This window comes from Thainema salinarum CENA647 (assembly GCF_057732415.1).
The window spans coordinates 319,521-343,309 of record NZ_JBYJZJ010000022.1 but is presented as its reverse complement, the minus strand read 5'-3'; the positions used below and the strand labels follow the sequence as shown (position 1 = coordinate 343,309).

The window sequence follows — 23,789 nt, the reverse complement described above, 5'->3', positions numbered from 1 at the left end:
TCTAGAGTTAAGTGGCGGGGCGCGGATTTGAACCACGGACCTTCGGGTTATGAGCCCGACGAGCTACCAGACTGCTCTACCCCGCGTCGGCTTTAATAAGATAACAATAAATCTGCGAAAGTGGCAACCTTATTTTCAAATAAATCGAAAATAATTTGGTTTTAGGGTTCTGAGGTGCGATCGCACCTGCTTTGCGCCGACCATGTAACAGCCATATCCCTGTAGACATCCAAACCGATGAATCACGCCAACTCCGATAAAATAGGAGGCTGCACAACAGAAGCATTTTGAGAGGCAATCGGGGGTTATGGCAGAAGCGAAACAGCCAAAGTTAATCATTCACGGTGGAGCAGGCAGTTCATTGCATAGCAAAGGCGGCGTAGAATCGGTTCGAAAAGATTTGCACGCTATTGTGCAGTTAATTTACCGAGAGCTGCAAAACGGGGCTTCTGCGATGGATGCCGTTGTTCAAGGCTGTCGGTTACTGGAAGATAATCCTCGATTTAATGCCGGAACTGGCTCCGTGCTGCAATCCGATGGGCAAGTGCGGATGAGCGCGTCTTTGATGAATGGTAATCAGCAGCGGTTCAGCGGCGTAATTAACGTCTCGCGGGTCAAAAATCCGGTTGATCTAGCGCTCTTTCTGCAGGACTGCGACGATCGCATTCTGTCGGATTACGGTGCGGCAGAGCTACTGCGAGAGCTAAATTTCCCGGTGCACGATCCGATCACCGATTTGCGACTCCAGGAATGGATGCAAGAACGACAGCAGGGCTTTAAGCATGAGATGGCTGGCGTCGTTGCAGAACCGGATATGGCTCTGTCGGAATCGGCTGGACGCGGCACAATTGGCGTCGTGGCACTGGATATGGCAGGCCGGATTGCTGCCGGAACCTCGACAGGAGGGAAAGGATTTGAGCGAATTGGTCGGGTTAGCGATTCAGCCATGCCCGCAGGTAACTACGCGACAGCTCACGCTGGCGTCAGTTGCACAGGTATCGGCGAAGACATTGTTAATGAGTGTTTGGCAGCTCGGATCGTCGTGCGCGTGACCGATGGCTGCTCGCTTCAGGAAGCAATGGAGCGGTCGTTTAAAGAAGCGGCTCAACGTCAGTGTGATCTGGGCGCGATCGCAATTGATGCCAGTGGTGCGATCGCATGGGGCAAAACCAGCGAAGTGCTACTTGCCGCTTATCATGACGGCAATACAGTTGGCGACTGTCTCGAATGGGTAGACGACATGGCCGTCGGCGCGATTTAGCGCAATCCAACCGTAATAACCGTACTCTTTCGAGCGACAGCACAGGATACACTGAGAGCTGAAATCCCCGCTGTACCAGAGTTCGAGTTATGGCTGAAGCGCCCAGTATCCGACAGAGCCGATTCCTCAACCAGCTTGTTATTGACCGCAGCACAACGGAAATTGTTGGTCGCGTCGAGCAGGTCTGGATGGATCCTGCCGTGCATCGGGTGCTGGGCTTTGTCTGCAAACAAGGGCTATGGGGCACACGTCGGGACGTATTCGCGCTACCCCAAATTTACATGCTGGGTGAAGATAGCATTGTTTTGGCCTCCAGCCCCACTCGCGCGGCCCTCGAACAAGTGCGCCAGCTCGAATCGTTGATTAACTTAGAAGTTTGGAGCGAAGCGGGTGAGCGCGTCGGCAAAGTTATAGACTGCGAATTCAACCTGAGAACGGGCAAAGTCATTCGCTATCTGATGACGCTGGAAGGATTTCACAGCTTTACCAGTGGGCTGTACCAAATCTTTCCGACGCAAATCATTAGCTATGGCGATCAGCGAGTTTTGATTTGCAATGCGGCCACTGACAATCTGGAACTATTTCAGCCGGGACTGGAACAGCGACTCATTCACGCCAGTGAACATCTCAGCGAGCACCTCAAGGAAGACTATACTGAGTGGTCTCAAAAAGCGCGGCAAATGGCAGAACAAGCCAAGGGCCGTCTGCGGGGCTGGACTGAACAGGCGACGCAGCGCGTACGTGAGCTAGCCGAACAAACCAACGAATGGACGGAAGACTGGAAAGATATCATCGAGGTTCCGTCTCGCCGTCCAGGACAGGACGGGTCACAGGATAGGGTGTCGTCAAATAGAGCTGAACCAGATTTAGAGCCGCTTGATGATGATTGGGGCGATTGGGATGAAAATGTGCGATCGCACCCTACTTCGCCTGCATCTCAATCCGCAGATGTCACTGATACAAGCAGGACTAATACAAGCAGGGCCGCCAACTATGCCGATGATTATCCTTACGATGTGCCTCCTGCCAATCCATCACCTGATCCATCCTCTACCGCTTCACTGTTTGATCATGTGATGGATCACAATCCATCTTTCAACCGCTGGATGGACGATCAAAATGCATCAGTAGGAAAGGATGAAAATGACCAAGTGACTAAAGCTGGCCCATCTGGAGGCGCAGAACCGTTGAATTTGAAAGATAAAGCTTCTGAACAAATTGAAGACGATGATGAGCCTTGGATATAAACTCGGTTTGAGCGTTCAAGTCACGGTTATTGAAATCAGGTATCGCTTACCAAGCTAGTTCTATGGATCATGCCGAGCAAAGCCAGTCGTCTGCTTCTTGCCAGCCAGAATCACAAACGGCACCAAGTGGAACGGAAGACCGACGAATTGCTATCGTCTGTAGTGCGATCGCGCATGATATTCGGTTGTTGAGCAACTATCTTCGCCGTTCTGGCTACCAAGTTGAACTCTTCCACGCCACGTCGAACCTGATTCAAGTGGTGAAGGCGTTTCGTCCTCACGCTATTTTGTTCGATTTAGAAGAACCCCGAGTCCAGGGATATGAATGTCTTCAGCGCCTACACGAAGAGTTGGGATGGCAGCGTCCTCCATTAATCGTTTTGTCTTCACTGGCGTTTCAGGCTGATTTACAGCAGGCCATTGATCTGGGTGCTAACCGATATCTGATCAAACCTATCGAAGCTCCGTTACTGCTGACGATTTTGAAAGAAGAAACTGAAATTGGCTCGCATCTTCTCCACTAAATTCTCCGTTGATCTTCATTGGTGGAGAAGAGGGCTCCTAAAAATGAAATACCCCGCCGCAAGCGGACGGGGTATCAGAATCAAAAAAGAGCAAGTTGATTATCCCGATGCAATTTGAGGTAATCTTTGCCTTGGGCTTGAACATATTTGGCGATCATTCCTTCATCCCCGTGGCGGCCTACTGTACTCGCAAAATATCCATCACTCCAAAACTCGCCTCCCCAAAGTTTCTGCTTCACTTGAGGGCATCGTTTGAAGACTTCTCGTGCAGTTAAACTTTTCAGCATCGTTACCAGTTTGGTCACACTATAGGTCGGCACGGACTGCACTAGAAAATGGACATGGTCTTTGTCCACTCCAATTTCGACAAACTTCACCTCGTAGCGTTTCTCGATTTCGAGGCAGACCTCTCGCAGAACCGCATCTACTTGCTCATCAAACACAACCCGTCGATACTTTGCTGGAAACACTAAGTGGTATAGCAAAACTGTTACGTTATGACTCTTGTGGATGTACTCACTCATTCTTAGATCTTACGCCGCAGAGCGGCGGGGAATGGACCCAAGAGATTCAAGCTCTGGAATTGCTCACCGTGTAGCAGTTCCAGAGCTTAAAATTGTTTCAAATTACTCGCGCTGCTACGAGGATGGGTGCAGATTGCTGCCCTCGATAAACTCTTCAATCTTTAGGCTAAGCAGCTTAACCGAATTACCAATCTGGTTAATGCTGCTTTTCATCCCTAACACGCTAGATTTCAGCCCCTCTCCCGCAGCAGATGAATGACCACAACCAGCGGTTTGACCACCAATATCTTCAGCTAGTAGCTGTAAGACCTGTAGCTGGCTCAGCGTCTCGCTCATAGCAGAACGGTAGTTTGCCTCTAATTCTTGCAAATTCATTACTGTCACCTACTTTAGGGTTCAAACAGCCGCTTCAAACTTTGAATCAGAGAAATCTTCAATTAAGCAACCGCGAGTTGCCGGATCATGACATTCATTCGTTGCTTTCAAACCGGATGCATCAGTTCTAAACGATAAACCGACGACTGCTGACTGAACGAGCAGGACTCCAGCGAGGACTGGAAGAACAAATGAAACGGTAGATTTCTGCACCATGTCTCTTACTGCCTGTGTGTAACGTTCGCGAGTTCTGAACCTATACTGAATGTCGTTCTTTTGCCCCTTAAATGGAAACCATGGATATGCCCATCTTTCTCTGACAAAACATTAAGCAAGATTCACAATTGCGTAAATTCAAGATAGTTAGAATTGCGGAATTGGTCGTGAGAGACGGCTTATGATGCGGCTTAGAAGCTCCTAAAGATTGGCAAATCAATAAAAATGAGGTTCCGTACAAGCACTGATAACTTAGCTTGCTTAGCCTAAAATTTCAGCTTGATCTGCTTTGATTAAAACTGTTTGTGATAATCGAATTTATTCTTAGAAATTTGAATAAAAAGTTTGTAAGATGATGAAAATTTTATAGGAATAAGCAAACCGTAGCATCAAGCTATCATTTGAAAACAAAGTTATGCTTGTCTACTCAAAAAATATGAAGGGAAGATAGGCAACTATCTCCCCTTCCATATTAAATCTGCTGCTTTTTACGGCTCTAGCAACAGGTAATCACAGATTGTTTCAGAGAAGGCTCTGAATGGTTTTTGGCAACTTGAGGCTGGGTGATAAAGAATTCTGCTTTGACAGGACCAAACTCTAGGAGATCGCCATCTTTAATTCGTCGGCGTTCTAGCTGAGGTAAACGACGGCGATTGAGCCGAGTACCGTTGCTGCTGCCCATATCCATCACATAAAATGTTTCACCCTGCACATGTCCAATAATGGCGTGGCAGCGGGAAACTGCTCCATGCGGAACTGCGATCGCACAGGAGGAGCTGCGTCCGATCAACCAGTTGGCAGCAGCAGTACTAACTTTCGGGTCTGACTGGTGAGTATATAAATTGGTGATGAGAAAAGTTGTTTGTCCCGTTGTAACGGCCTGAATATAGTGTGGCGTAAGTTGACAGCGGGACTCGACCTGATGAAGAGGTTCAAGCATGGTCTTCATAGTGTCGAGATTGCGATCGCAATCCTCGAAGAGCGAATTTGACAAAGCTGGATAGCGCTGAAGAAACGCTCCAAAACTCAGGCTTTGCGGATTAAGCAAATAGGAGCAATCGTTGTCAGTCATAGTCTTGTATTCTAAACTTCCCAGCACGATGACGAGGGAAATGCAAGCGGCCAAGCTGAGCGAGCGGAGATTGAACTCGCAATCAGGACTCAGTCAATCTTGGGTCACTTCCTGTGCACAAATCAGGAACATGTTGGTTTTGCTAGACCTAGCATGCCCAAACAATCTGTAACCCTAACTTGAAAGCTGTATCTAGTTCGTTGAGAGCTAATGTGTTGAGAGTGATGAGTAACGCAAGCTAAAAGAGGTTGCTCACTAGGTGAATGAACTCAACCCGGAAACTTTGCTTTCAACGAAGTCTGCCAGTACAAGCCACCTATCCCAGAACTGAAGAAGTGCTTTGGAAAAGCGCTCCCGCTGAAGGCGATGGGTTGAACTATGCAAGCCCTATTAATACTGCTTTCAAGTCCTTTGAACTCAACTTATGCCGACTGAAACATTCCCGAAACACCCCGAAATCGATAAACCTCTTGCTTCGCCATGACTAGATTTCAACTAAAATCCGTTGGCACACCAGCTTGATTTGCAAGTGATTGCAACTGGATTAAATTTCACGAAGATGATCTATTTCCTTTTGCACCCAATCAAATAATTTTTCCTGTATTCAACCAACAATAACGGCAAATAGGCAAGAGATTTAATTCAAAACCAATCATCAAAAGATACGAAAAACGTTCAGCATGGTGAGAAGACTGAGCGCAGACTAAATCGCTTACGCTTGCAAAGCACAGATCCCAAATAAGGGCTTTATTGTCCCATTTCAGCGGCAAACCCTCTATTTGAGTGTGTTGTAAACATAAGAGCAGACATAGATGACGAAATATAGACGAACGCTATATGCACTGGAACTCCCCTTGGGGAACGCTGCGTGACTTAGCGACGATTAAACCCTAGTTTGTCTAGAAGCGGCAATTCGGTTTGCTTAGAATTTTATCTAAACTTTAAGGATTGCTCGATTTTCTGCTTCTGTATAAAGTTTCACTAAATCTCTGATAAAGCTCATGAATTGAGCGTTTGGCGATATTGGTTTCAGTTACTTCAGCCCAATTCGGTTTCTGCGATCGCAATTCTACGGGTTTCTACGGATATCCTTAGCGAACAGCCAGGGGTACGTACGAGGCCAGCCAGTAGTGAATTTGCTGACCAGCTTACCGAATTCACTAGATGAGTGGGTAGTCCGCAAAATCATTACCCAGATACCACTACCGATGAGTGAGTAAATTTCACGATTTTTATCAACTTTAGAATGTCGGTTTCCGAATTGTGTCGTAGCCGCTATAACGGAAATGCTTCGATCCTGCATCTTGTCTAGCATCTTCAGCGGATTGGGCACGTTCTTTCCAGTTATTTAATGAAGAGAGTTGGCTATGCGTGATGTGTTGACCCAAGCCCAGCCGCCGATGGAGTTTATTTCGCCTGATTTTACGCCTTGGGTATTCAACATTGCTAAAGCTGCCTTGCCGCTGTGGATGAAGCTGCGTACGGATCTAGTTGATATTCAAGCCGACAATGTTGAGACGCTGGCAGAACTCTATCAGCAGTTTCAAGCCCAAAAAATTCGGTTTTTGATTGCCTTTCGTCATCCCAAACCCGAAGATTCATATGCGATCGCACATCTGCTGTGGTCATTAGTGCCTCAGGCTGCCCGTCAACACGATATCCCGCTACAGTCTTCTACTCACGCTCACTTTCTATACGATCGCGGTATTCCTCTATGGGCCGGTGAATTTGTCGGCTGGATTTATCAAAAGCTAGGCGGTATTCCCATTCAGCGGGGAAAAGTTGATCGAGCTGGACTGCGCTCGGCGCGAGATTTATTTGCGAATGGCCAATTTCCGATGGCAGCATCCCCCGAGGGCGGCAATAACGGCCATAGCGGCATCGTTAGTCCTCTGGAGCCCGGAGTGGCCCAGATGGGATTTTGGTGCGTTGAAGATTTGCACAAACAAAGTCGGCCCGAATCGGTTTTGATTCTGCCCTTAAGCCTGCAATATCACTACCTCACACCGCCTTGGGATGCAATTGAAGCCTTATTGAATCAACTGGAGCGCGATAGTGGACTAGCACAACCTAGGCGCAGTGCGGTCACTTTACCGAATCATACGCAGCCTGACCAGATTTCTCCAAGCCGTCTACAAGATTTGTACCAGCGGCTGTTTGGATTGGGCGAACATTTGCTTAGCATTATGCAGCAGTTTTATGCGGATTATTATCCAGAGTCTGCTGCACTGTCAGCCAGTTCTTCGTCTGCCAGTCGTTCAGCAGATGCGACTGAATCGGCTGGGGCCACAGCCACTGCTGCGAATTTGCCCAACGCTCAGCTGGCTGAAACGCTGAACAATCTTTTGAATGTGGCTTTACACGTTGCAGAACATTACTTTCAGCTCACGCCGAAAGGTAGCATGATTGACCGCTGTCGTCGGTTGGAACAAGCGGGATGGGAGCGTATTTATCGTGACGACTTAAAAACCATCGATCAGCTATCGCCCGTACAAAAAGGACTTGCGGATCGGGTAGCAGAAGAGGCAAGCTTACGCATGTGGCACATGCGGATTGTAGAAACATTTGTTGCCGTGACGGGTGAATATGTCAAAGAGCAGCCCAGCGCAGATCGATTTGCGGAAACCCTGATGCTGTTGCGGGATATGGTAGTGCAAATTAAGGGGGAAAAAGCCTTCCCGCGCCCTTCCCTCGGTGCGCAGCAGGTCAAGATGCGGGTGGGAACACCACTCTCAGTTTCTGATCGCTGGCCGACCTATCGCCAGAGCCGTCGTCAAGCAATTGAACAACTCACGCAGGATTTACAAGCTGCTCTGGAAGGGCTTTTAATTTGATGAATGCGTAGTAATACCCAATACCCAAAACTATAAACACAAAATTAGGGTCAATTATGGGTTAGCGAAGAAGCGAAGAAGCCCTCAATTGGGGCACTTGAGCAAAATTGCGTTGGAATATTCAGCCTGAAGTTCTTTTTGCCGTTCTGGATTAGGCCGTCCGTAGGTGGATAGGGTTTGAATGTCGGCGGGAGTGGGTATAGGCGCGATCGCAGTTTGTCCCAAATCGCTAAAGACAATCACCGATTCAATTTGGAGCTGCTGCTGTTGCTGCCGCTGATAGAGCTGGGCGTAGTCCTGGGCAACAGTTTGCCACTGGGCTGGTTTGCAATAGCTTTGATCAATCAGCACTGTAGCAGTCGGCACCGCTAGCAGACGACTCAGTAACAGCCCTACGATGAGGAATGCTAACCAGCCGCCACCGACAATGCGTATTAAATCTCGATTTAGGTTTTGCATAGTGATTTAGCGTCGCCAAATAATCAACTTGGCACTATCGTTATCTATGCTAGCTTTCTGCCGCCTTTGAAGCGGGCAAATGTGTAAAATATCACAAACATCCAGACGGACTCTACTGGAATCTGGCTCTAAAGTGCCAAAATGAACCTTTATAAGAACCTTTATGAAAGCCTTATACAGAAGAGCCTTTAGCAACCTTCAACATTTGGTTTGCAGTTGGCAGCTTGGTTAGCACTGGCACATACAAAGCGAAGATTGGTAGAGACAGTTTACCGCCAGATCACAGCGGCAAGCTGTCCCTGTTGATTTTGGGGTGAGATGTAAATACCCATCTTTACAAAGAAAATAAAGAAAACATAAGGGAATACTAAATTTAACCGCACTCTCATCATGGGCAATTTGCATTCCATTCCTGTGTTTAGCCCTGGAGCTTGTTTCGTCTCTAGATTATGCTTGACCTGCACTTACAACAACTTCGAGACTACTGCAAAGACGAGGCTGCATTCGAGCAACTACAGCAGCTTCTAGCCGCATATCCTAGCTTTTGCTTTGAGCAAAAAGCGGTCTTTCGCATCGTATCTAAAATTCGTCAGTCACTAGATTTAGAGACCATTTTCGCCACGACAACCACTGAAGTTCGTCAGCTTTTGGGGGCTGATCGGGTGACAGTTTTTAAGTTTGCTACAGATGCTGGCGGGACGGATGGCCAGTTTGTTTCAGAGGCGGTTGCCCCTGACTATCCATCTGCGATCGCAACGACCGTGCGGGACAATTGTTTTGGTGAACAGTTTGTTGCGGCCTATCACACCGGACAAATCCAGGCGATCAGCGATATCTATGCACACGACCTGAGCCCTTGTCATCTCGATTTGCTGGCTCAGCTTCAGGTCAAAGCGAACCTTGTCGTCCCGCTCCTGCAGGGAGCGAATCTTTGGGGACTGCTGTGTATTCATCAGTGTGATAGTCCGCGCCAGTGGCAGCCACCTGAAACTGAACTGGTGCAACAAATTGCCGATCAGCTCAGTGTAGCGATCTATCATGCGGAACTGCTGAAAATTACGCAGACAAAAACCGATCAGCTGACTCAAGCGCTCAAAGATTTACAACAAACCCAAACGCAACTGATTCAAACAGAAAAGATGTCGAGTTTGGGGCAGCTTGTGGCGGGTGTGGCCCATGAAATTAATAACCCTGTGAACTTCATTTACGGCAATTTGAACCATGTAGGCCACTACTGCCAGGATTTACTATCACTAGTGGACTTTTATCAGCAGAAGTATCCCCATCCTGATGAGGACATTCAAGCTTTCCTCCAGGAAATTGATCTGGACTTCTTGCAGGAAGACTTGCCCAAAGTTTTGCAGTCTATGGCGCTAGGGACGGAACGGATTCGGCAGATAGTGCTATCGCTGCGGAACTTTTCTCGGCTGGACGAGGCTGAGATGAAGCCTGTCGATTTACATGAAGGGCTAGAAAACACGCTGTTGATTTTGCAACATCGCCTCCAGGCTGACAGCAAAAATAAGCTCGCTGCAGTAGAAATTGTGCGCAACTACAGCGAGCTACCGCTGGTGGACTGCTATGCCAGCCAGCTCAACCAGGTGTTTATGAATTTGCTGAGTAATTCGCTGGATGCGTTACTACTACAGCGGCAGCAGCGAAATGCTGAAACCAATGCCTGGATTGAGATTTGCACAACTACTTGGCCATCTGTCAAAGCACCGCAAACGGCGATTATTCAAATTAAAGACAATGGTTCTGGCATTGCACCGCAGGTCAAGGAGCGTTTATTCGAACCCTTTTTTACGACCAAACCCGTTGGCTCGGGCACGGGGTTAGGATTAGCAATTAGTCACCAAATCGTCGTTGAGCGGCATGGCGGCAGGTTGTCTTGTCGGTCACGACCGGGGCAGGGAACTGAGTTCGAGATTGAAATTCCGGTGCGGCAACATCAGTCAGAATCACTTTGAGCGCAATTTTGCCAGGGGCTGTCATCATCTATGAAAATACCTTTGTATGAGGATTCCAGCCCCTAGCCTATTTATTGGGGACGGGCGCGGTCAGGCTGATTCCTTAAGGTTTCTAACTCTAATTGATGACGCGCCCTAGGAAAAAGGGAATACTAGCTAGCGGGTTTGATGTCGCACTTTAAAAACCGTATCTCTAAGCATCCTCCATGCACCATACGTGTCACCAAGCAGATCAAACTGCTGATTCACCCGAATATATCCGGCTCCTGATTGAGCATACGCCCGCTGCGATCGCAATGCTTGATCGAGAGCTACGCTATTTAGCAACCAGCCGTCGTTGGCTTGAAGACTACGGCTTAGGAGATCAAGCCATCATTGGTCGGTATCATTACGACATTTTTCCTGAGATTCCCGAAAAATGGAAACAAGTTCATCAGCGCTGTCTGGCCGGAGCCGTTGAACGCTGTGAAGAGGAAACGTTTGAGCGTCAAGATGGCAGGGTTGACTGGGTACGCTGGGAGGTGCGACCCTGGTACGACCTGAACGGTGACGTGGGTGGCATCATCATGTCCAACGAGGTGATTACAGCTCGGAAACAAGCTGAACTTGCGCTCCAAGAGGCCAATGAGAATTTAGAAGCGACCATTACAGCCCGAACCGCTGAACTTCAGCAAACCATCGCTCAGCTTGAATGGGAAATTCAGCAGCGGGAACAGGCAGAGAAAGAACGCGATCGCTTTTTTAAGCTTTCGGCAGACATGCTGTGCGTTGCCGGTTTTGACGGCTACTTCAAGCGGCTCAACCCCAAATTCGAAGTCGTACTGGACTACTCCACCGAAGAGCTGATGGCCGAGCCCGTTTTGTCCTTTGTTCATCCGGATGATCAGGACACAACAGTTGCCATCTCCAGTCAATTGGCTGAAGGGAAACAAGTCGTCGCCTTTGAGAACGTTATCGCTGCAAAAACGGTTCCTATCGTTGGTTTTCCTGGACAGCCGCCTCAGATGTTGAGGCGGGACTCATCTATGCCTCTGCCCGTGATATCACCGAAAGTAAGCAAGCCCGCGAAGATCTATACCTGAGCCAACAGCGCTATGCGTCGCTGGCGGCTGCCGCTCCTGTCGGAATTTTTCGCACCGATTCGACAGGTCGCTGCATCTATATCAATCAGCGATTGAGTGAAATTGCCGGTTTGCTATTTAGTGAGGCTCTAGACTGGGGCTGGACAGAGACGATTCATGAAGCCGATCGGGATCGGGTAGCGGCTCAGTGGCAGCAAGCGGTCGAAACCCATCAGCCGTTCCAAGCCGAATATCGGATGCGTCGCCACGATGGTTCGGTGTCCTGGGTGTATGGTCAAGCAGTGGCGGAACAAGATTCGAATGGTGCGGTGGTCGGCTATATTGGCACAATCACCGATATTAGCGATCGCAAATTAGCAGAAGCGGCTCTTCAGGACAGCGAAACCCGCTATCGTCAGCTTTACACCAATACGCCCGTCATGATGCATGCCCTCAACTGCGAGGGAGAAATTATTCATGTGAGCGATCTGTGGCTGAGCGAGTTGGGCTATGAGTACCACGAAGTCATCGGGCGTCAGCTGACCGATTTTCTCACCGCTGAGTCACGGGACTATGCCCTCAGAATTGGCCTGCCCTCTCTCCAGCAGGCGGGGTCTTGTCGGGATGTTCACTACCGCATCGTCAAGAAAAACGGTGACGTCATTGACGTGCTGCTATCTGCCATTTCTGAGCAAAACGAGGCCGGACAGAGGACTCAGTCATTAGCGGTCTTGGTCGATGTCACTGAGCAAAAACAAGCAGAAGCACAGCTGCAAAACCAGGCTTGTCGAGAGCAACTCTTCAACCAGCTCACGAATCGCATTCGTGACTCCCTCGACTTTGAGCAAATACTGGGAGTGACCGTGCAGGAAATTCATGCCTATCTGCAAATCGATCGGTGCCACTTTGCCTGGTATATCGAGGATGGGGGAGCAGCCTGCTGGGATATCACCAGTGAAGTACAGGCCGAGGGCTTGCCGAGCTTTGTCGGTCGTCACCCCGTAGAAGCCTTTGGAGCACTGTCCGATTTACTACTGAGCCAAGAAACTCTCCGTCTAGATGATGTTACCCACTGCCCGTATCCAGAGGTGAGCCACGTTCTACAGGCGTTAGGGAATAAGTCCATGCTGGTACTGCCCGTCTGTGCCAATTCAGGCCAATTTGGCATCATTGCCTGTATCCATAGCCAAGCCGTGCGGCCCTGGATCGATGACGAGGTGGAATTCTTGGAAGCGATTGTGGGACAACTTGCGATCGCACTTAACCAAGCCGAGCTGTACACCCAAATGAGTAACAAAGCCGCTGAGCTAGAGCAGGCAATGGCTGAACTCCAGCGCACTCAAACGCAGATGGTTCAGGCCGAAAAAATGTCCAGCCTCGGTCAGTTGGTGGCGGGTGTAGCCCATGAAATCAACAATCCGGTCAACTTCATCTACGGCAATTTAGCTCATGCCTACGAATACACCCATGATTTACTGGGGCTGGTTCAGCTTTATCAGGAACAGTATCCCGCTCCTGTCCCCGTCATTGTGGATGAAATGGAAGCAATTGATTTGGACTTTTTGGTCGAAGATCTCCCCAAACTGATGAGTTCCATGAAAGTGGGCACCGAGCGCATCCGCGCCATTGTCGCCTCACTGCGCACCTTCTCGCGCATGGATGAAGCTGAAATGAAAGCCGTTAATATCCATGACGGTATTGATAGCACGCTGATGATCCTACACAATCGGATTAAGGCCAAGTGCGATCGCGCCGAAATCCAAGTTGTGCAAAACTACGGCGAGTTGCCACTCGTCGAATGCTACGCCGGACAGCTCAATCAGGTGTTTATGAACCTGATCAGCAACGCCATTGACGCACTGGACGATGCACTGGATCGCAATTTACTCACAGAGCAACCCAGCCTCACGATTACCACGGAACAAGTGGGGTCTGACCATGTCGCGATTCGCTTTGCCGACAACGGCATTGGCATTCCGACTGCCGTCCTCAGCCAAATCTTTAATCCATTTTTCACCACCAAACCAATCGGCAAAGGTACAGGCATGGGGCTATCAATCAGCTACCAAATTGTGACCGAGAAACATGGTGGCTCGCTCGACTGCTACTCTGAACCGGGCAGCGGGACAGAGTTTGTCATTCAAATTCCCATCTATCAACCCGGTGCATAAGCTGTGCTCGTGGTTTATTCCAGTTCATTTGGTGAGGTAAATTCCCCACCGGGAATTTACCTCACCAAATGAACTAAACGCTGTGCTAGGCTACAATCCGATCCGGACAAGCCTTGCTATTCAGCCCGTTTCGTATGCTTTACACCTATGAGTTTCCGCGTCCTGCCCTCGCCGTTGACTGTGTGATTTTTGGTTTTGACGATCGCTATCAGCTCCAGATCATGCTGATTCAGCGGAATCTGGAACCCTTCAAAAGTCAGTGGGCGCTACCGGGTGGGTTCGTGCGGATTGATGAATCATTAGAAGATGCCGCTCGACGCGAACTAGCGGAAGAAACAGGATTGCAAAATATCTTTCTGGAGCAGCTTTATACCTTTGGCCAACCCAAACGTCATCCCGGCGATCGCGTCGTCTCAGTAGCATACTACGCACTTGTAAACTTGGTGGAACATGCTGTGCAGGCCGCAACCGATGCCAGTGCAGCAGCTTGGTTTCCGGTGCAAGCACTCCCGCCATTGGCATTTGACCATCAAACGATTTTGCAGACGGCGCTCCAGCGGCTCAAAGGCAAAGTGAGATATGAGCCAATCGGGTTTGAACTGTTGCCCAACAAGTTCACGCTGACGGAACTGCAGCGGCTCTACGAAACAGTTTTGGAAGAACCATTGGATAAGCGTAACTTCCGCAAGAAAATTCTCAAGATGGATTTGCTGATTGAACTGGATGAAAAGCAGCAGGGGGTTGCCCATCGGGCAGCCAAGCTGTATCGATTCGATGAAGCAAAGTATACGCAGCTCAAGCAAAAGGGATTCAACTTCGAATTATAGGTTTTATCGATTTAGCCCAAAATATTAAGGAGCTGAAACCTTGGGCTAAAATTGAGTCACGCAGCGTTCTGTGCAGCTATTCGCGCAATATAACGTCTCCGTGTAGTCGTTTTTGTGCATTTGGTTTCATACACTATTGATGAGTTAATTCCATGAGTAATTCTATTCATGAAATTGGCATCATGGATGAAATCGCGTGACAACAAAATAGTTCTTTTTCTTAAAAATTTGTTTAAAGAAAAAGTTTGAGTTCAGAACGCTGAAATGCAGTGCAGTCAGTAGATGCAATCGGCTTGAAGCCTGAGCAATTGGAACCACTCCAACAGCTTGGCTAAGTTGTTGGCATCTACTCATTTGGTTGGATAGTTAGCAAAGTCTACGGTGTGCAACGGATTGAATGATGCGCTGAGTCAATACAGTCATCCCGCATTACCTATTGCTGGTTCACAACTAGTAATCGCGAGTTGATTGTCAACAAAGGCGCTGTACGACCTATTTAGGAGTGAACACTCATGGGGATAAGACTCAAACAAATCACGAATTTGGCATCTAATTCAACTCGACACGCGATCGCACTTTTGGGGGGATCTGCGATCGCGGTTTTCGGCACACTGCTAACCACCGCAACTCCAGCCTCTGCACAGGCGGCCTATGGTAGCTACGTTGGTGTTGGGCCTTCTTTTGGTTTGACGGAAGGCGATTTTGCGAGTCAGGACAATGCGTTTGGGGCCGTAATTGCCGGGCGCTACAAGTTCCTTGAGATTCCGCTTTCGTTGCGCTCTCAGGTCTTTTTATCTGATGAAAGCTGGGCCGTTGCACCGACGGCTTCATTGGATATTCCGCTCGATTGGCAAACTGATGTTTACTTAGGCGCAGGCTTCTCCATTGTGAGCGGTTCCCAGGCCACTCCAATCGGGGATAAATCGTCGTTTATCATCCAGCCCGGTATCGACCACATGCTGCCGCGCACGAACTTGGTCTTGTTTGGCAACGCAGTAATTGCCTTCGACGGTTACGAAGAAGGTGGTACAGCCGCATCGGTTCAAGGAGGCGTTGGCGTACGCTTTTAGGCGCTTTCTAAATCATCTGACGGAAACTGTAGGGGCGGGTTTTGCCGTCAACTTTATGACACGGTGCAGATTGCTCAACGAAATTCGCCCCTACCCAATATCGAACTTAGATTCAGTAGACTTTATTGGAAATAAAGTTTTTGGGGTTGGAAATTGTTTTGTAGCGCGGCGGAGCCGTGCTACAAAACAATTTCCGATAAAGTCTAGTTCATAATCCATGACGTGATGCTTGCTGTACGATGCGTTTAAGGCTTGATAAAGCGAATGCACAGGGGATAGCGATACAGGCGACCACTGTTGGCATTGGCGGACGCTAAAATCACACAGACAATATCAAAAATGGCAAGTGCGATCGCAAGTGGAATCAGAATCGCCAGCATGAGAAACCCAATCAAAATCACCATCAAAATGAATGACAGGATTAGTAACCCAATCCACGCCACCCAATAGAGCAGCATTGACAGGCGAAAATTAAGTGCTTCGCGCGCATGTGCCCGAGTTAGCTCCGAGTCATCTCCCTTCAGCAGCAAAACCAGTAACGGCACCACAATCGGCACGATCATCGTGCTCGGGCCAAGCATGACCGTCAGTAATCCGCCAGAGGCGGCATCGCCGAGCGTAACCAAATAGGGCAGCAGCGCGGCTAGATGACACAGCATGGCCCAAGTCGTATCCCGCGCCATCACCCGCTGCATGTTGCTGTCTTGTTTAGGGCTGCTTGGAGTTCTTGTTGAGCCACGATATGTGGCATCAGCCCCAGTCGAAACAAACTCTGGAGTAGAGGTAGTATCCTCCCGACGAGGCAGCTTAAACTCCGTTGTCCAAGCCGGAGCCGATTGCCCACTCTGCCAACCAGAAACATGGACGGTTTGGATCGAAGGTGGCGATAGTTTCACCATGCCTTTTTGCACGACTGGCAGAATTTGGCTTCGTTCGGGAGGAACTGCTGCTTCCAGAACAATCTGTAGCATGCCGTGTCCCCGCTGCTGAGCACGCGCTCGAATCTGCTGCGACTGCAGCGATCGCGTAATTAACGCCGCAATTGCGATCGCATCTCCCCGCTTTGCTTGCTCAACTAAATTGGCCTGTGACATGACACCGTAATGCGTAGATGGCTAGTTAAACGTAGATTCACCCTCTACAGACATAATTCCCAAACTCAGCGGCGTCTAAAGAGCCTCATCACAGCACCAGATAATCTTTGATGATCCCCATTCCTAACTGCTAATGCGAGAGACGACCACTGCGAGGAGAATCCTTTTCTCCCTCTTCTCCCTCACTCTGTTTCTTTTCCAACCGTTACACGCCACACTAAACCTTCGTCCGATCCGTCAAAATCTCGTAGCCCTCCTCTGTCACCAACACCGTATGCTCAAACTGAGCCGAGAGAGAGCGATCAACCGTCACCACCGTCCAGCGATCGCGCAGTGTCCGAGTATATTTCGAGCCAGCATTCAAAATCGGTTCAATCGCCAACGTCATACCTGCTTTCAGCTTCACGTTGGGCATTGTGTTAGTGCGAACGTTAAAGACCGAAGGCGCTTCATGCAGATTACGTCCTACTCCGTGACCTGTAAAATCTTCAACGACACTGTAGCCATTGGCGTTAACGTAATCCTCAACCGCACCAGCGATATCCATCAGATAATTTCCAGCTTTCACCTGTGCGATGCCTTGATACAGCGCCTGCTCAGCCGTATGGATCAACCGCTCAGCCTCAGGCGTCACGCGTCCAACTGCAATCGTGATGCAGGAATCACCGTGAAATCCCTCAAAATAAGCGCCCGTATCGATCTTGAGCACATCACCTCGGCGAATTTTCTTTTTCGGACTGGGAATACCGTGTACAACTTCATCATTGATGCAGGAACAAATTGAACCAGGGAAGCCGTGATAGCCCTTGAAACTGGGAGTTGCCCCCATTTCTCGAATCCGCCGCTCAGCATAGGCATCCAAATCCTGCGTTGTTAGCCCCGGCTCAACCCGCTCTGCAATCTCCTTCAAAACCGTCGCCACAATCCGAGATGCCTGACGCATGATCTCAATTTCGGCTGCGGTTTTAACTTCAACACCGCGAAATCGCTTGCGCGCGGCAGATAACGGCATTGTCTTAGGCAAGATATTGGAAAAAATATTCATAGATCTCGTAGATCAATTCATAAAGACAGGATCGAACAACGCGCACTCACCGGAATACCAACGCACGATAGAGAACGCGCGGCATAAAGCGAATCAAAGCGATCAACAACCCAAAAAACTCAGTCAAAATTCAGCTATGACTACTAGATTAGCGTGTTCCCTAACCATCCGTCGCCCCTTAAATCGTTCAAGAGCACTGAAGCATTCTGTTAGCAGTATTCGTACATCCGCAAATTTAACTTAAGAGACAGTTCAGATCTCGGCTTTTCTAAGGTATATTAGTAGACTGTGTATTTTGGAGGCTGTTTTTATGAACGCTCAGGAGATTATTGCCTCCATCGAGGCAGAACAGCTCAAAGACGATCTCCCCATCATTCACGTTGGGGATACCGTTCGCGTCGGTGTTCGGATCCGAGAGGGAGGAAAAGAGCGCGTCCAACCTTATGAAGGCACAGTGATTGCTATGCGCAATGGTGGGGCTAATGAAACCATCACTGTTCGTCGCATCTTTCAAGGCGTCGGGGTTGAGCGGGTTTTTCTACTTCATTCCCCTCGTGTTGCTGATATTAAAGTGCTACGCCGAGGCAAAGCACGTCGAGCTAAGCTATACTACCTGCGTGACCGAGTTGGTAAGGCTACTCGTCTGAAGCAGCGTTTTGATCGCCCGCTCTAGAGCGAGTGGTTGATTTGAGAGGTCTTCGCAGATATCAAACGGTCTAACCAAAAATCCTGGTTGACGACAGGTATCTAGAAGTAGCAAAATAGTAATTCGGTATACTTCTCGAATTGCTGTTCGTGCGTCCTTAGTTCAGTTGGTAGAACGCGGGTCTCCAAAACCTGATGTCGGGGGTTCGAGTCCTCCAGGGCGCGCTGAAGTAGGCAAATAGGCTCTACCCGAAAGCTTAAGTTAGCAATTTTATGACTGCTGCTTAGACTTTCGGGTAGGCTTGTTGTCTGTCTTCCTTCTCATAGCCTTATCGACAAGCAGCAATTTGCCTAATGGTGTGCATAAGCCGGTATTAGGAATAGGCTCAAATTTTAAGGTTTAGTAGCAGGGGTTTCTGTTAGCTGTGGCAGAAGAAGACACAAAAAAAGAAGCCAAAACGAAAGCAAAGGAAAAGCAAGATACTTCAGGTAGCACTGGTGGTCTTGGTGTTGCGGACTTTCTGAAAGGCACAAAAGAAGAGTTAGACAAAGTTGTTTGGCCAGGACGCCAGCAGCTTGCCAGCGAATCAGTCGCTGTCATTTTGATGGTGACACTCTCAGCAGCTTTGATCTATTTAGTAGATAACTTTTTTGGCTGGGCTGCCGCGCAGATTTTTAATGGTACTCAGGGGTTATAAATGAGTTTCGCATCAGATGAACAATACGACGCGACGCTGCATGATGCAGAGGATGAGCAGTCGGATTCGCCCTCTGAAGCGATGGGTCCGAAGCGCTGGTATGCAGTTCAGGTTGCATCAGGCTGTGAAAAGCGAGTCAAGCTCAATTTGGAGCAGCGTATTCAAACGCTTGATGTTGCTGATCGCATTCTCAGAATCGAGATTCCTGAAACTCCTGTTTTAAAACCACAAAAGTCTGGTCGTCCCAAGGAATCAACTGAAAAAGTGTTTCCGGGTTATGTACTCGTCCAGCTGCAGCTTGTCCGTGATACCGCCGTAGATGGCTGGAAGATGGACGATGAGGCTTGGCAGACGATTAAAAATACGCCAAACGTCATTAACTTTGTGGGTTCAGAACGTCGCCCTCGGACTGGCGGAGGACGGGGACGTGGCCATGTACAACCTCTACCCCTCAGTCGTGCAGAAGTAGAGCGAATCTTCAAGCAAGCCGAAGAGCAGAAGCCTGTTGTAAAAGTCGATATGGCTACTGGTGACAAGATTACGGTTTTGTCTGGCCCATTCAAGGACTTTGAGGGTGAGGTGATAGAAGTCAGCCCAGAACGGAGCAAGTTGAAGGCACTGCTGTCTATCTTTGGCCGCGATACCCCTGTGGAATTGGAGTTTAATCAAGTTCAGAAAGAGAGCTAGTAGATGGCAAAGAAAGTTGTTGCATTAATTAAGTTAGCCATCGACGCAGGAAAAGCAAATCCTGCGCCTCCGATTGGCCCAGCGCTGGGTCAACATGGCGTTAACATTATGCAGTTCTGCAAGGAATACAACGCGAAGACTGCTGACAAGACAGGTTTAGTCATTCCGGTAGAAATTTCGGTTTTCGAAGATCGCAGCTTTACGTTCGTTCTTAAGACACCACCTGCGTCGGTATTGATCAAGAAAGCGATCGGTATTGATAGAGGTTCGGGTGAACCCAATCGTCAAAAGGTTGGCTCTATTACTCGGGCCCAGCTACGTGAGATTGCAGAAACCAAGATGCCGGATTTGAATGCGAATGATGTTGATGCAGCCATCAAGATTATTGAAGGTACGGCTCGTAATATGGGCGTTACGGTTGCTGACTAATTTTGCACCGTGAATGTCGGGATACTGAGTAATATGGCGAGTTGCGATCGCACATCTAGTATCCGTGACAGCATATTTTTTGAATTGCCCTAAACTGTAAACCCTGATTGAGGGGGAGAAGCCTAGCTTCGTCAGTACCCCAGGAGATCTAAATGACTAAGAGAGTTTCTCGAAGACTACAAACACTACTCAAAAAGGTCGAAGATCGGCCTTATGACCCCTTAGAAGCACTTCAGTTGCTGAAAGAGACTGCAACGGCAAAGTTTCCAGAATCTGCAGAAGCGCACATTCGCCTTGGTATTGATCCCAAGTACACCGATCAACAGCTCCGCACAACGGTGGCACTGCCGAAAGGAACCGGACAAACCGTACGCGTAGCTGTGATTGCTCGTGGTGAAAAGGTATCAGAGGCGGCTGAAGGCGGCGCAGATATCTATGGTTCAGAAGAACTAATTGCAGATATTCAAAAGGGCATGATGGACTTTGACGTTCTAATTGCCACACCTGACATGATGCCTCAGGTGGCAAAACTAGGTCGGATGCTTGGCCCTAAGGGTTTGATGCCATCGCCCAAAGGCGGCACGGTTACCGCTGACTTGGCTCAAGCCATTCAGGACTTCAAAGCGGGTAAATTAGAGTTCCGGGCTGACCGAACCGGTATTGTTCATGTTATGTTTGGTAAGGCGTCGTTCTCAGCGGAAGACCTGCTAACTAACTTGAAGGCTTTGCAGGAAACGATTGACCGCAACCGTCCATCTGGTGCGAAAGGTCGCTATTGGCGCAGTATTTACATTTCGTCCACAATGGGACCTTCTATCCAAGTGGATATCAGTGCGTTGCGCGATCTGAAGCTGGCAGAAGCTGCTTAAGTGCGATCGCAGTTACAGATTTTATCGTTCACAACTCAGCTTGATCGCTGAGGAGGATCTAGAGAAACAAGTTTTACCACAGTTAAATAAAAAGCCAGAGACAGCAGGAGCGCAACGCTTAATATCCTGCCGAGGTTTTTTGAGATTAATTAGGAGATAGTTGTTGTGAAATTGTGACTATTCCTATCTCAAAAGCTCTGGCCAAATGCTAGAGCTTTTTGCTTTAGCACTGTGGTATCCAGGCTAGTCGTTTAGTCCCGGAAAGGAGGTGAACTCGGAATGGGCAGAACACTAGAGAACAAAAAGGCAATTGTGGCAGACCTCAAACAGTCTTTGAGTGAAACCCAGCTCGCCGTTGTGATTGACTTCAAAGGACTTTCTGTAGCGGAAATTTCTGATCTCAGAAATCGTCTGCGGGAAGTTGATGCGACTTGCAAAGTCACCAAAAACACTCTGATGCGGATTGCAGTAGAGGGTGACGACAATTGGCAACCCATCCAAGAGTTTTTGAAAGAGTCATCTGCTTTCTTGCTCGCAAAAGATGACTTAAGCGGTGCAGTTAAGGCATATCAGGCATTTCAAAAAGCATCTAAGAAAACGGTGCTGCGCGGTGGCGTCATGGATGGACGAGTTCTGTCAGATGCTGAAGTAAAGGCCATCGGCGATCTGCCATCGAAGGAAGAACTCATCGCTCAGATTGCTGGTGCGCTCAATGCGGTTGCCACCAAGCTGGCTGTTGGCATCAACGAAGTTCCGGCTTCTATTGCGCGGGGTATCAAAGCGGTATCCGAGCAAGATCAGCAAGATGCTGCGTAAGCAAGTACGGCAAGCGATTCCTCAGTACTGAGCAGTACAAAATGGACGCTCCATACAAAAATTTGACTGGTTTGTTTGTGACGCTTTTGTAATTTATCAGGAGAGATTTCATGTCTGAAGCAACTGACAAAATTCTAGAGCAGCTTAAGTCTTTGACTCTGCTTGAGGCTTCTGAGCTGGTTAAGCAAATTGAAGAAGCCTTTGGTGTAAGTGCTGCGGCTCCGGCTGGCGGCATGATGATGATGGCTCCGGGTGCTGCTGGCGGTGGCGAAGCTGAAGCTGAAGAAGAGAAAACTGAATTCGACGTTATTCTGGAAGAAGTTCCGGCTGACAAGAAGATCGCTATCCTGAAGGTTGTCCGCAACCTAACCGGATTAGGTCTGAAAGAAGCGAAGGAAGTTGTCGAATCTGCACCTAAGCCTATCAAAGAGGCTATTGCGAAAGAAGCAGCCGAAGATGCTAAGAAGCAGCTCGAAGAAGCTGGTGCAAAGGTTTCTGTTAAGTAAGGCAGTTGCCAATTATTTGCCAATTACTAGAAGGTTAGGCGCTTACAAAGCGCCTCCCAAATGAATAGTACCGAATCCGACTAAAAAGAACTCGAACTATTTTTTGTGAAGGTCATGCTATGCATAACTTTCACAAAAAATAAAAAACTGGTTCTATGAGCGGATTTCAGCTAAAAAGCGCTTCTACGGGAGCGCTTTTTAGCTTCAAGGCAAGATTTCACCTATCAATCGCGACATGCGATCGCACAGCTAGATCGCACAATTAGAAAGTTCTTACAGTCAATTGCAGGTCAGAGCCCAAAACAGATTGCCGACTACAGCAATCTCAAACAGGACATGAACAGTAACCATACATGAAGGCTTTCTCAAAGATGAAGGTTTGCAGATGAGTCGCCAGATAAAAGAGGAGTTTGACCGAGCGAAAGGAGTGGCACAAGCGGGCAAATTTACGACTAAATCGCTTGGCCTGTAACCAAACATCTTCGACCGGATTTTGCTCGGGTGCATTAGGCGCAAGCTGAATGCAAGTGAGTTTCCAGTGCTGCTCTCGAGTACCATGATTCTGTTGACTCAGGTAGTTGCGAACCACCTTGGAACGGTGGTAGCTGGCTCCATCCCAGATGATGAAAAAGCGAGTGGACTCATCATACTGAGATTGAAGATACTTCAGAAAGGCCACGGTATTGTGCTGATTGCCTGCCTCATACTCATGAATAACAAAGCTCTTGCTCAAATAGTCCAAGGCTCCATAGTAGGTCTGCCGCTCTCGAATGGAGGCAATGGGGATGTCCACTCGCTGATTGCGCCGACTCCATCCATATCCACGGAGGTCTCCCCAGAGCAGATGGCACTCATCGAGAAACATCACTCGCACCTGCCCACTGGCGATCTCGGCTCGCCACTGGACCAGCAACTGTTGAATCTCGGCTTTTTTGCCTCGACTTTGGCCTCCTCTTGGCCCGGATGCACCGAGTGGGATTTCTTCCAGCTAAACCCTGCGTCTTTGAGCAGTTGGGTATAGCTTTGGGCTGAGCGATAGAGCACTCCATAGCGCTCTTCAATCTGCTCAACAAGCTCCTCTAGTGTCCACCAGTTTTTCTGCTGCAACCACTCAAAGATGTCCTGTTTCTGCTCGGCGCTTAAATAGCCTTGGGTGCCCCAGTAGTGGGATTTCAGTCCCTCGACTCCTCGCTCTTCATAGCGCTGGTGACTCGCACTAATAAATCCCAGAGAAACCTGTAGGATATCTCGGATCGCCCGATAGCTTTGACCTCTCTGGTGCAGTTGCACGGCCAAGGCGCGTTTCAGTTCTTGGGCAGAGGAATTACTTTGGATAAATTCTTCCAGGGAGGTCATGGCTGATTTACTTCGGTGAGGATAACTCTTTAT

Annotated in this window: 25 protein-coding genes, 2 tRNA genes and 1 other annotated feature; of the genes, 17 read left to right on the top strand and 10 right to left on the bottom strand. The window is 48.7% G+C overall.

Annotated features, from left to right (window positions below):
* Positions 1 to 12: 12 nt before the first annotated feature.
* Positions 13 to 86, bottom strand: a tRNA-Met gene (locus AC286M_RS08400).
* A 221-nt stretch (positions 87 to 307) separates the two neighbouring features.
* Here AC286M_RS08400 and AC286M_RS08395 point away from each other — a divergent pair.
* From AC286M_RS08395 to AC286M_RS08385, 3 genes are all read left to right on the top strand, one after another.
* A complete protein-coding gene (locus AC286M_RS08395) occupies positions 308 to 1,261 on the top strand; it encodes an isoaspartyl peptidase/L-asparaginase (RefSeq protein ID WP_488203941.1) in 954 nt (317 codons plus the stop codon).
* 89 nt (positions 1,262 to 1,350) lie between these two features.
* Positions 1,351 to 2,508: a PRC-barrel domain-containing protein gene (locus tag AC286M_RS08390; protein WP_488203940.1), complete on the top strand. Its 1,158-nt coding sequence runs from the start codon at positions 1,351 to 1,353 to the stop codon at positions 2,506 to 2,508.
* Between the two features lie 62 nt (positions 2,509 to 2,570).
* Positions 2,571 to 3,032 (top strand): response regulator, encoded by a 462-nt coding sequence (locus AC286M_RS08385; protein WP_488203939.1) that lies wholly within the window; start codon positions 2,571 to 2,573, stop codon positions 3,030 to 3,032.
* An 80-nt stretch (positions 3,033 to 3,112) separates the two neighbouring features.
* On the opposite strand, the gene tnpA is transcribed toward AC286M_RS08385, so the two are convergent.
* The 4 genes from tnpA to AC286M_RS08365 all read right to left on the bottom strand — a co-directional run bounded on the left by tnpA (position 3,113) and on the right by AC286M_RS08365 (position 5,219).
* Positions 3,113 to 3,556 carry an IS200/IS605 family transposase gene (gene tnpA / locus AC286M_RS08380; RefSeq protein WP_488202591.1) on the bottom strand — a complete coding sequence of 148 codons (444 nt, stop codon included), beginning with the start codon at positions 3,554 to 3,556 and terminating at the stop codon, positions 3,113 to 3,115.
* Positions 3,557 to 3,670: 114 nt separating this feature from the next.
* Positions 3,671 to 3,931, bottom strand: coding sequence for a hypothetical protein (locus AC286M_RS08375; protein WP_488203938.1), 261 nt, complete (start codon positions 3,929 to 3,931; stop codon positions 3,671 to 3,673).
* Between the two features lie 21 nt (positions 3,932 to 3,952).
* Positions 3,953 to 4,147, bottom strand: coding sequence for a hypothetical protein (locus AC286M_RS08370; RefSeq protein ID WP_488203937.1), 195 nt, complete (start codon positions 4,145 to 4,147; stop codon positions 3,953 to 3,955).
* Between the two features lie 496 nt (positions 4,148 to 4,643).
* Positions 4,644 to 5,219, bottom strand: coding sequence for an FHA domain-containing protein (locus AC286M_RS08365; protein ID WP_488203936.1), 576 nt, complete (start codon positions 5,217 to 5,219; stop codon positions 4,644 to 4,646).
* 1,367 nt (positions 5,220 to 6,586) lie between these two features.
* On the opposite strand from AC286M_RS08365, the gene AC286M_RS08360 reads away from it, so the two are divergent.
* Positions 6,587 to 8,053 (top strand): lysophospholipid acyltransferase family protein, encoded by a 1,467-nt coding sequence (locus AC286M_RS08360; protein ID WP_488203935.1) that lies wholly within the window; start codon positions 6,587 to 6,589, stop codon positions 8,051 to 8,053.
* Positions 8,054 to 8,137: 84 nt separating this feature from the next.
* On the opposite strand, the gene AC286M_RS08355 is transcribed toward AC286M_RS08360, so the two are convergent.
* Positions 8,138 to 8,512 (bottom strand): hypothetical protein, encoded by a 375-nt coding sequence (locus tag AC286M_RS08355; RefSeq protein WP_488203934.1) that lies wholly within the window; start codon positions 8,510 to 8,512, stop codon positions 8,138 to 8,140.
* 449 nt (positions 8,513 to 8,961) lie between these two features.
* On the opposite strand from AC286M_RS08355, the gene AC286M_RS08350 reads away from it, so the two are divergent.
* From AC286M_RS08350 to AC286M_RS08330, 5 genes are all read left to right on the top strand, one after another.
* The gene (locus tag AC286M_RS08350) at positions 8,962 to 10,482 is read left to right on the top strand and encodes a GAF domain-containing sensor histidine kinase (RefSeq protein WP_488203933.1); all 1,521 of its coding nucleotides are present in this window, start codon (positions 8,962 to 8,964) and stop codon (positions 10,480 to 10,482) included.
* A gap of 206 nt (positions 10,483 to 10,688) precedes the next feature.
* Positions 10,689 to 11,564 (top strand): PAS domain-containing protein, encoded by an 876-nt coding sequence (locus tag AC286M_RS08345; protein ID WP_488203932.1) that lies wholly within the window; start codon positions 10,689 to 10,691, stop codon positions 11,562 to 11,564.
* Positions 11,504 to 13,714, top strand: coding sequence for a PAS domain S-box protein (locus AC286M_RS08340; RefSeq protein ID WP_488208822.1), 2,211 nt, complete (start codon positions 11,504 to 11,506; stop codon positions 13,712 to 13,714). Before AC286M_RS08345 ends, AC286M_RS08340 begins: the two co-directional genes overlap by 61 nt.
* A 134-nt stretch (positions 13,715 to 13,848) precedes the next feature.
* Positions 13,849 to 14,541: an NUDIX hydrolase gene (locus AC286M_RS08335; protein WP_488203931.1), complete on the top strand. Its 693-nt coding sequence runs from the start codon at positions 13,849 to 13,851 to the stop codon at positions 14,539 to 14,541.
* A 512-nt stretch (positions 14,542 to 15,053) separates the two neighbouring features.
* The gene (locus AC286M_RS08330) at positions 15,054 to 15,611 is read left to right on the top strand and encodes a putative outer membrane beta-barrel protein (RefSeq protein WP_488203930.1); all 558 of its coding nucleotides are present in this window, start codon (positions 15,054 to 15,056) and stop codon (positions 15,609 to 15,611) included.
* Positions 15,612 to 15,856: 245 nt separating this feature from the next.
* Here AC286M_RS08330 and AC286M_RS08325 read toward each other — a convergent pair whose 3' ends face one another.
* A complete protein-coding gene (locus AC286M_RS08325; RefSeq protein WP_488203929.1) occupies positions 15,857 to 16,705 on the bottom strand; it encodes a DUF4870 domain-containing protein in 849 nt (282 codons plus the stop codon).
* Between the two features lie 217 nt (positions 16,706 to 16,922).
* The gene (map, locus tag AC286M_RS08320) at positions 16,923 to 17,750 is read right to left on the bottom strand and encodes a type I methionyl aminopeptidase (protein ID WP_488203928.1); all 828 of its coding nucleotides are present in this window, start codon (positions 17,748 to 17,750) and stop codon (positions 16,923 to 16,925) included.
* 310 nt (positions 17,751 to 18,060) lie between these two features.
* Here map and rplS point away from each other — a divergent pair, with 310 nt between their 5' ends.
* The 8 genes from rplS to rplL all read left to right on the top strand — a co-directional run bounded on the left by rplS (position 18,061) and on the right by rplL (position 22,400).
* Positions 18,061 to 18,423, top strand: coding sequence for a 50S ribosomal protein L19 (gene rplS, locus AC286M_RS08315; RefSeq protein WP_488203927.1), 363 nt, complete (start codon positions 18,061 to 18,063; stop codon positions 18,421 to 18,423).
* 124 nt (positions 18,424 to 18,547) lie between these two features.
* Positions 18,548 to 18,620 (top strand) — tRNA-Trp (locus tag AC286M_RS08310).
* Positions 18,621 to 18,820: 200 nt separating this feature from the next.
* Positions 18,821 to 19,093, top strand: coding sequence for a preprotein translocase subunit SecE (secE, locus tag AC286M_RS08305; protein WP_488203926.1), 273 nt, complete (start codon positions 18,821 to 18,823; stop codon positions 19,091 to 19,093).
* Positions 19,094 to 19,780, top strand: a complete 687-nt coding sequence (nusG, locus tag AC286M_RS08300; RefSeq protein WP_488203925.1) for a transcription termination/antitermination protein NusG — start codon at positions 19,094 to 19,096, stop codon at positions 19,778 to 19,780.
* Positions 19,781 to 19,783: 3 nt separating this feature from the next.
* A complete protein-coding gene (gene rplK, locus AC286M_RS08295; RefSeq protein ID WP_488203924.1) occupies positions 19,784 to 20,209 on the top strand; it encodes a 50S ribosomal protein L11 in 426 nt (141 codons plus the stop codon).
* A 152-nt stretch (positions 20,210 to 20,361) separates the two neighbouring features.
* Positions 20,362 to 21,078 carry a 50S ribosomal protein L1 gene (gene rplA / locus AC286M_RS08290; RefSeq protein WP_488203923.1) on the top strand — a complete coding sequence of 239 codons (717 nt, stop codon included), beginning with the start codon at positions 20,362 to 20,364 and terminating at the stop codon, positions 21,076 to 21,078.
* 76 nt (positions 21,079 to 21,154) lie between these two features.
* Positions 21,155 to 21,308, top strand: a sequence feature (ribosomal protein L10 leader region).
* 49 nt (positions 21,309 to 21,357) lie between these two features.
* Entirely contained in the window at positions 21,358 to 21,894 is a 537-nt protein-coding gene (rplJ, locus tag AC286M_RS08285) for a 50S ribosomal protein L10 (RefSeq protein ID WP_488203922.1), read from the top strand.
* Positions 21,895 to 22,004: 110 nt separating this feature from the next.
* On the top strand, positions 22,005 to 22,400 hold the full coding sequence (rplL, locus tag AC286M_RS08280; protein WP_488203921.1) for a 50S ribosomal protein L7/L12: 396 nt from the start codon (positions 22,005 to 22,007) through the stop codon (positions 22,398 to 22,400).
* A gap of 325 nt (positions 22,401 to 22,725) precedes the next feature.
* Here rplL and AC286M_RS08275 read toward each other — a convergent pair whose 3' ends face one another.
* Positions 22,726 to 23,313, bottom strand: a complete 588-nt coding sequence (locus AC286M_RS08275) for a transposase (protein ID WP_488203438.1) — start codon at positions 23,311 to 23,313, stop codon at positions 22,726 to 22,728.
* Entirely contained in the window at positions 23,265 to 23,756 is a 492-nt protein-coding gene (locus AC286M_RS08270) for a helix-turn-helix domain-containing protein (protein ID WP_488203920.1), read from the bottom strand. Before AC286M_RS08270 ends, AC286M_RS08275 begins: the two co-directional genes overlap by 49 nt.
* Positions 23,757 to 23,789: the final 33 nt, after the last annotated feature.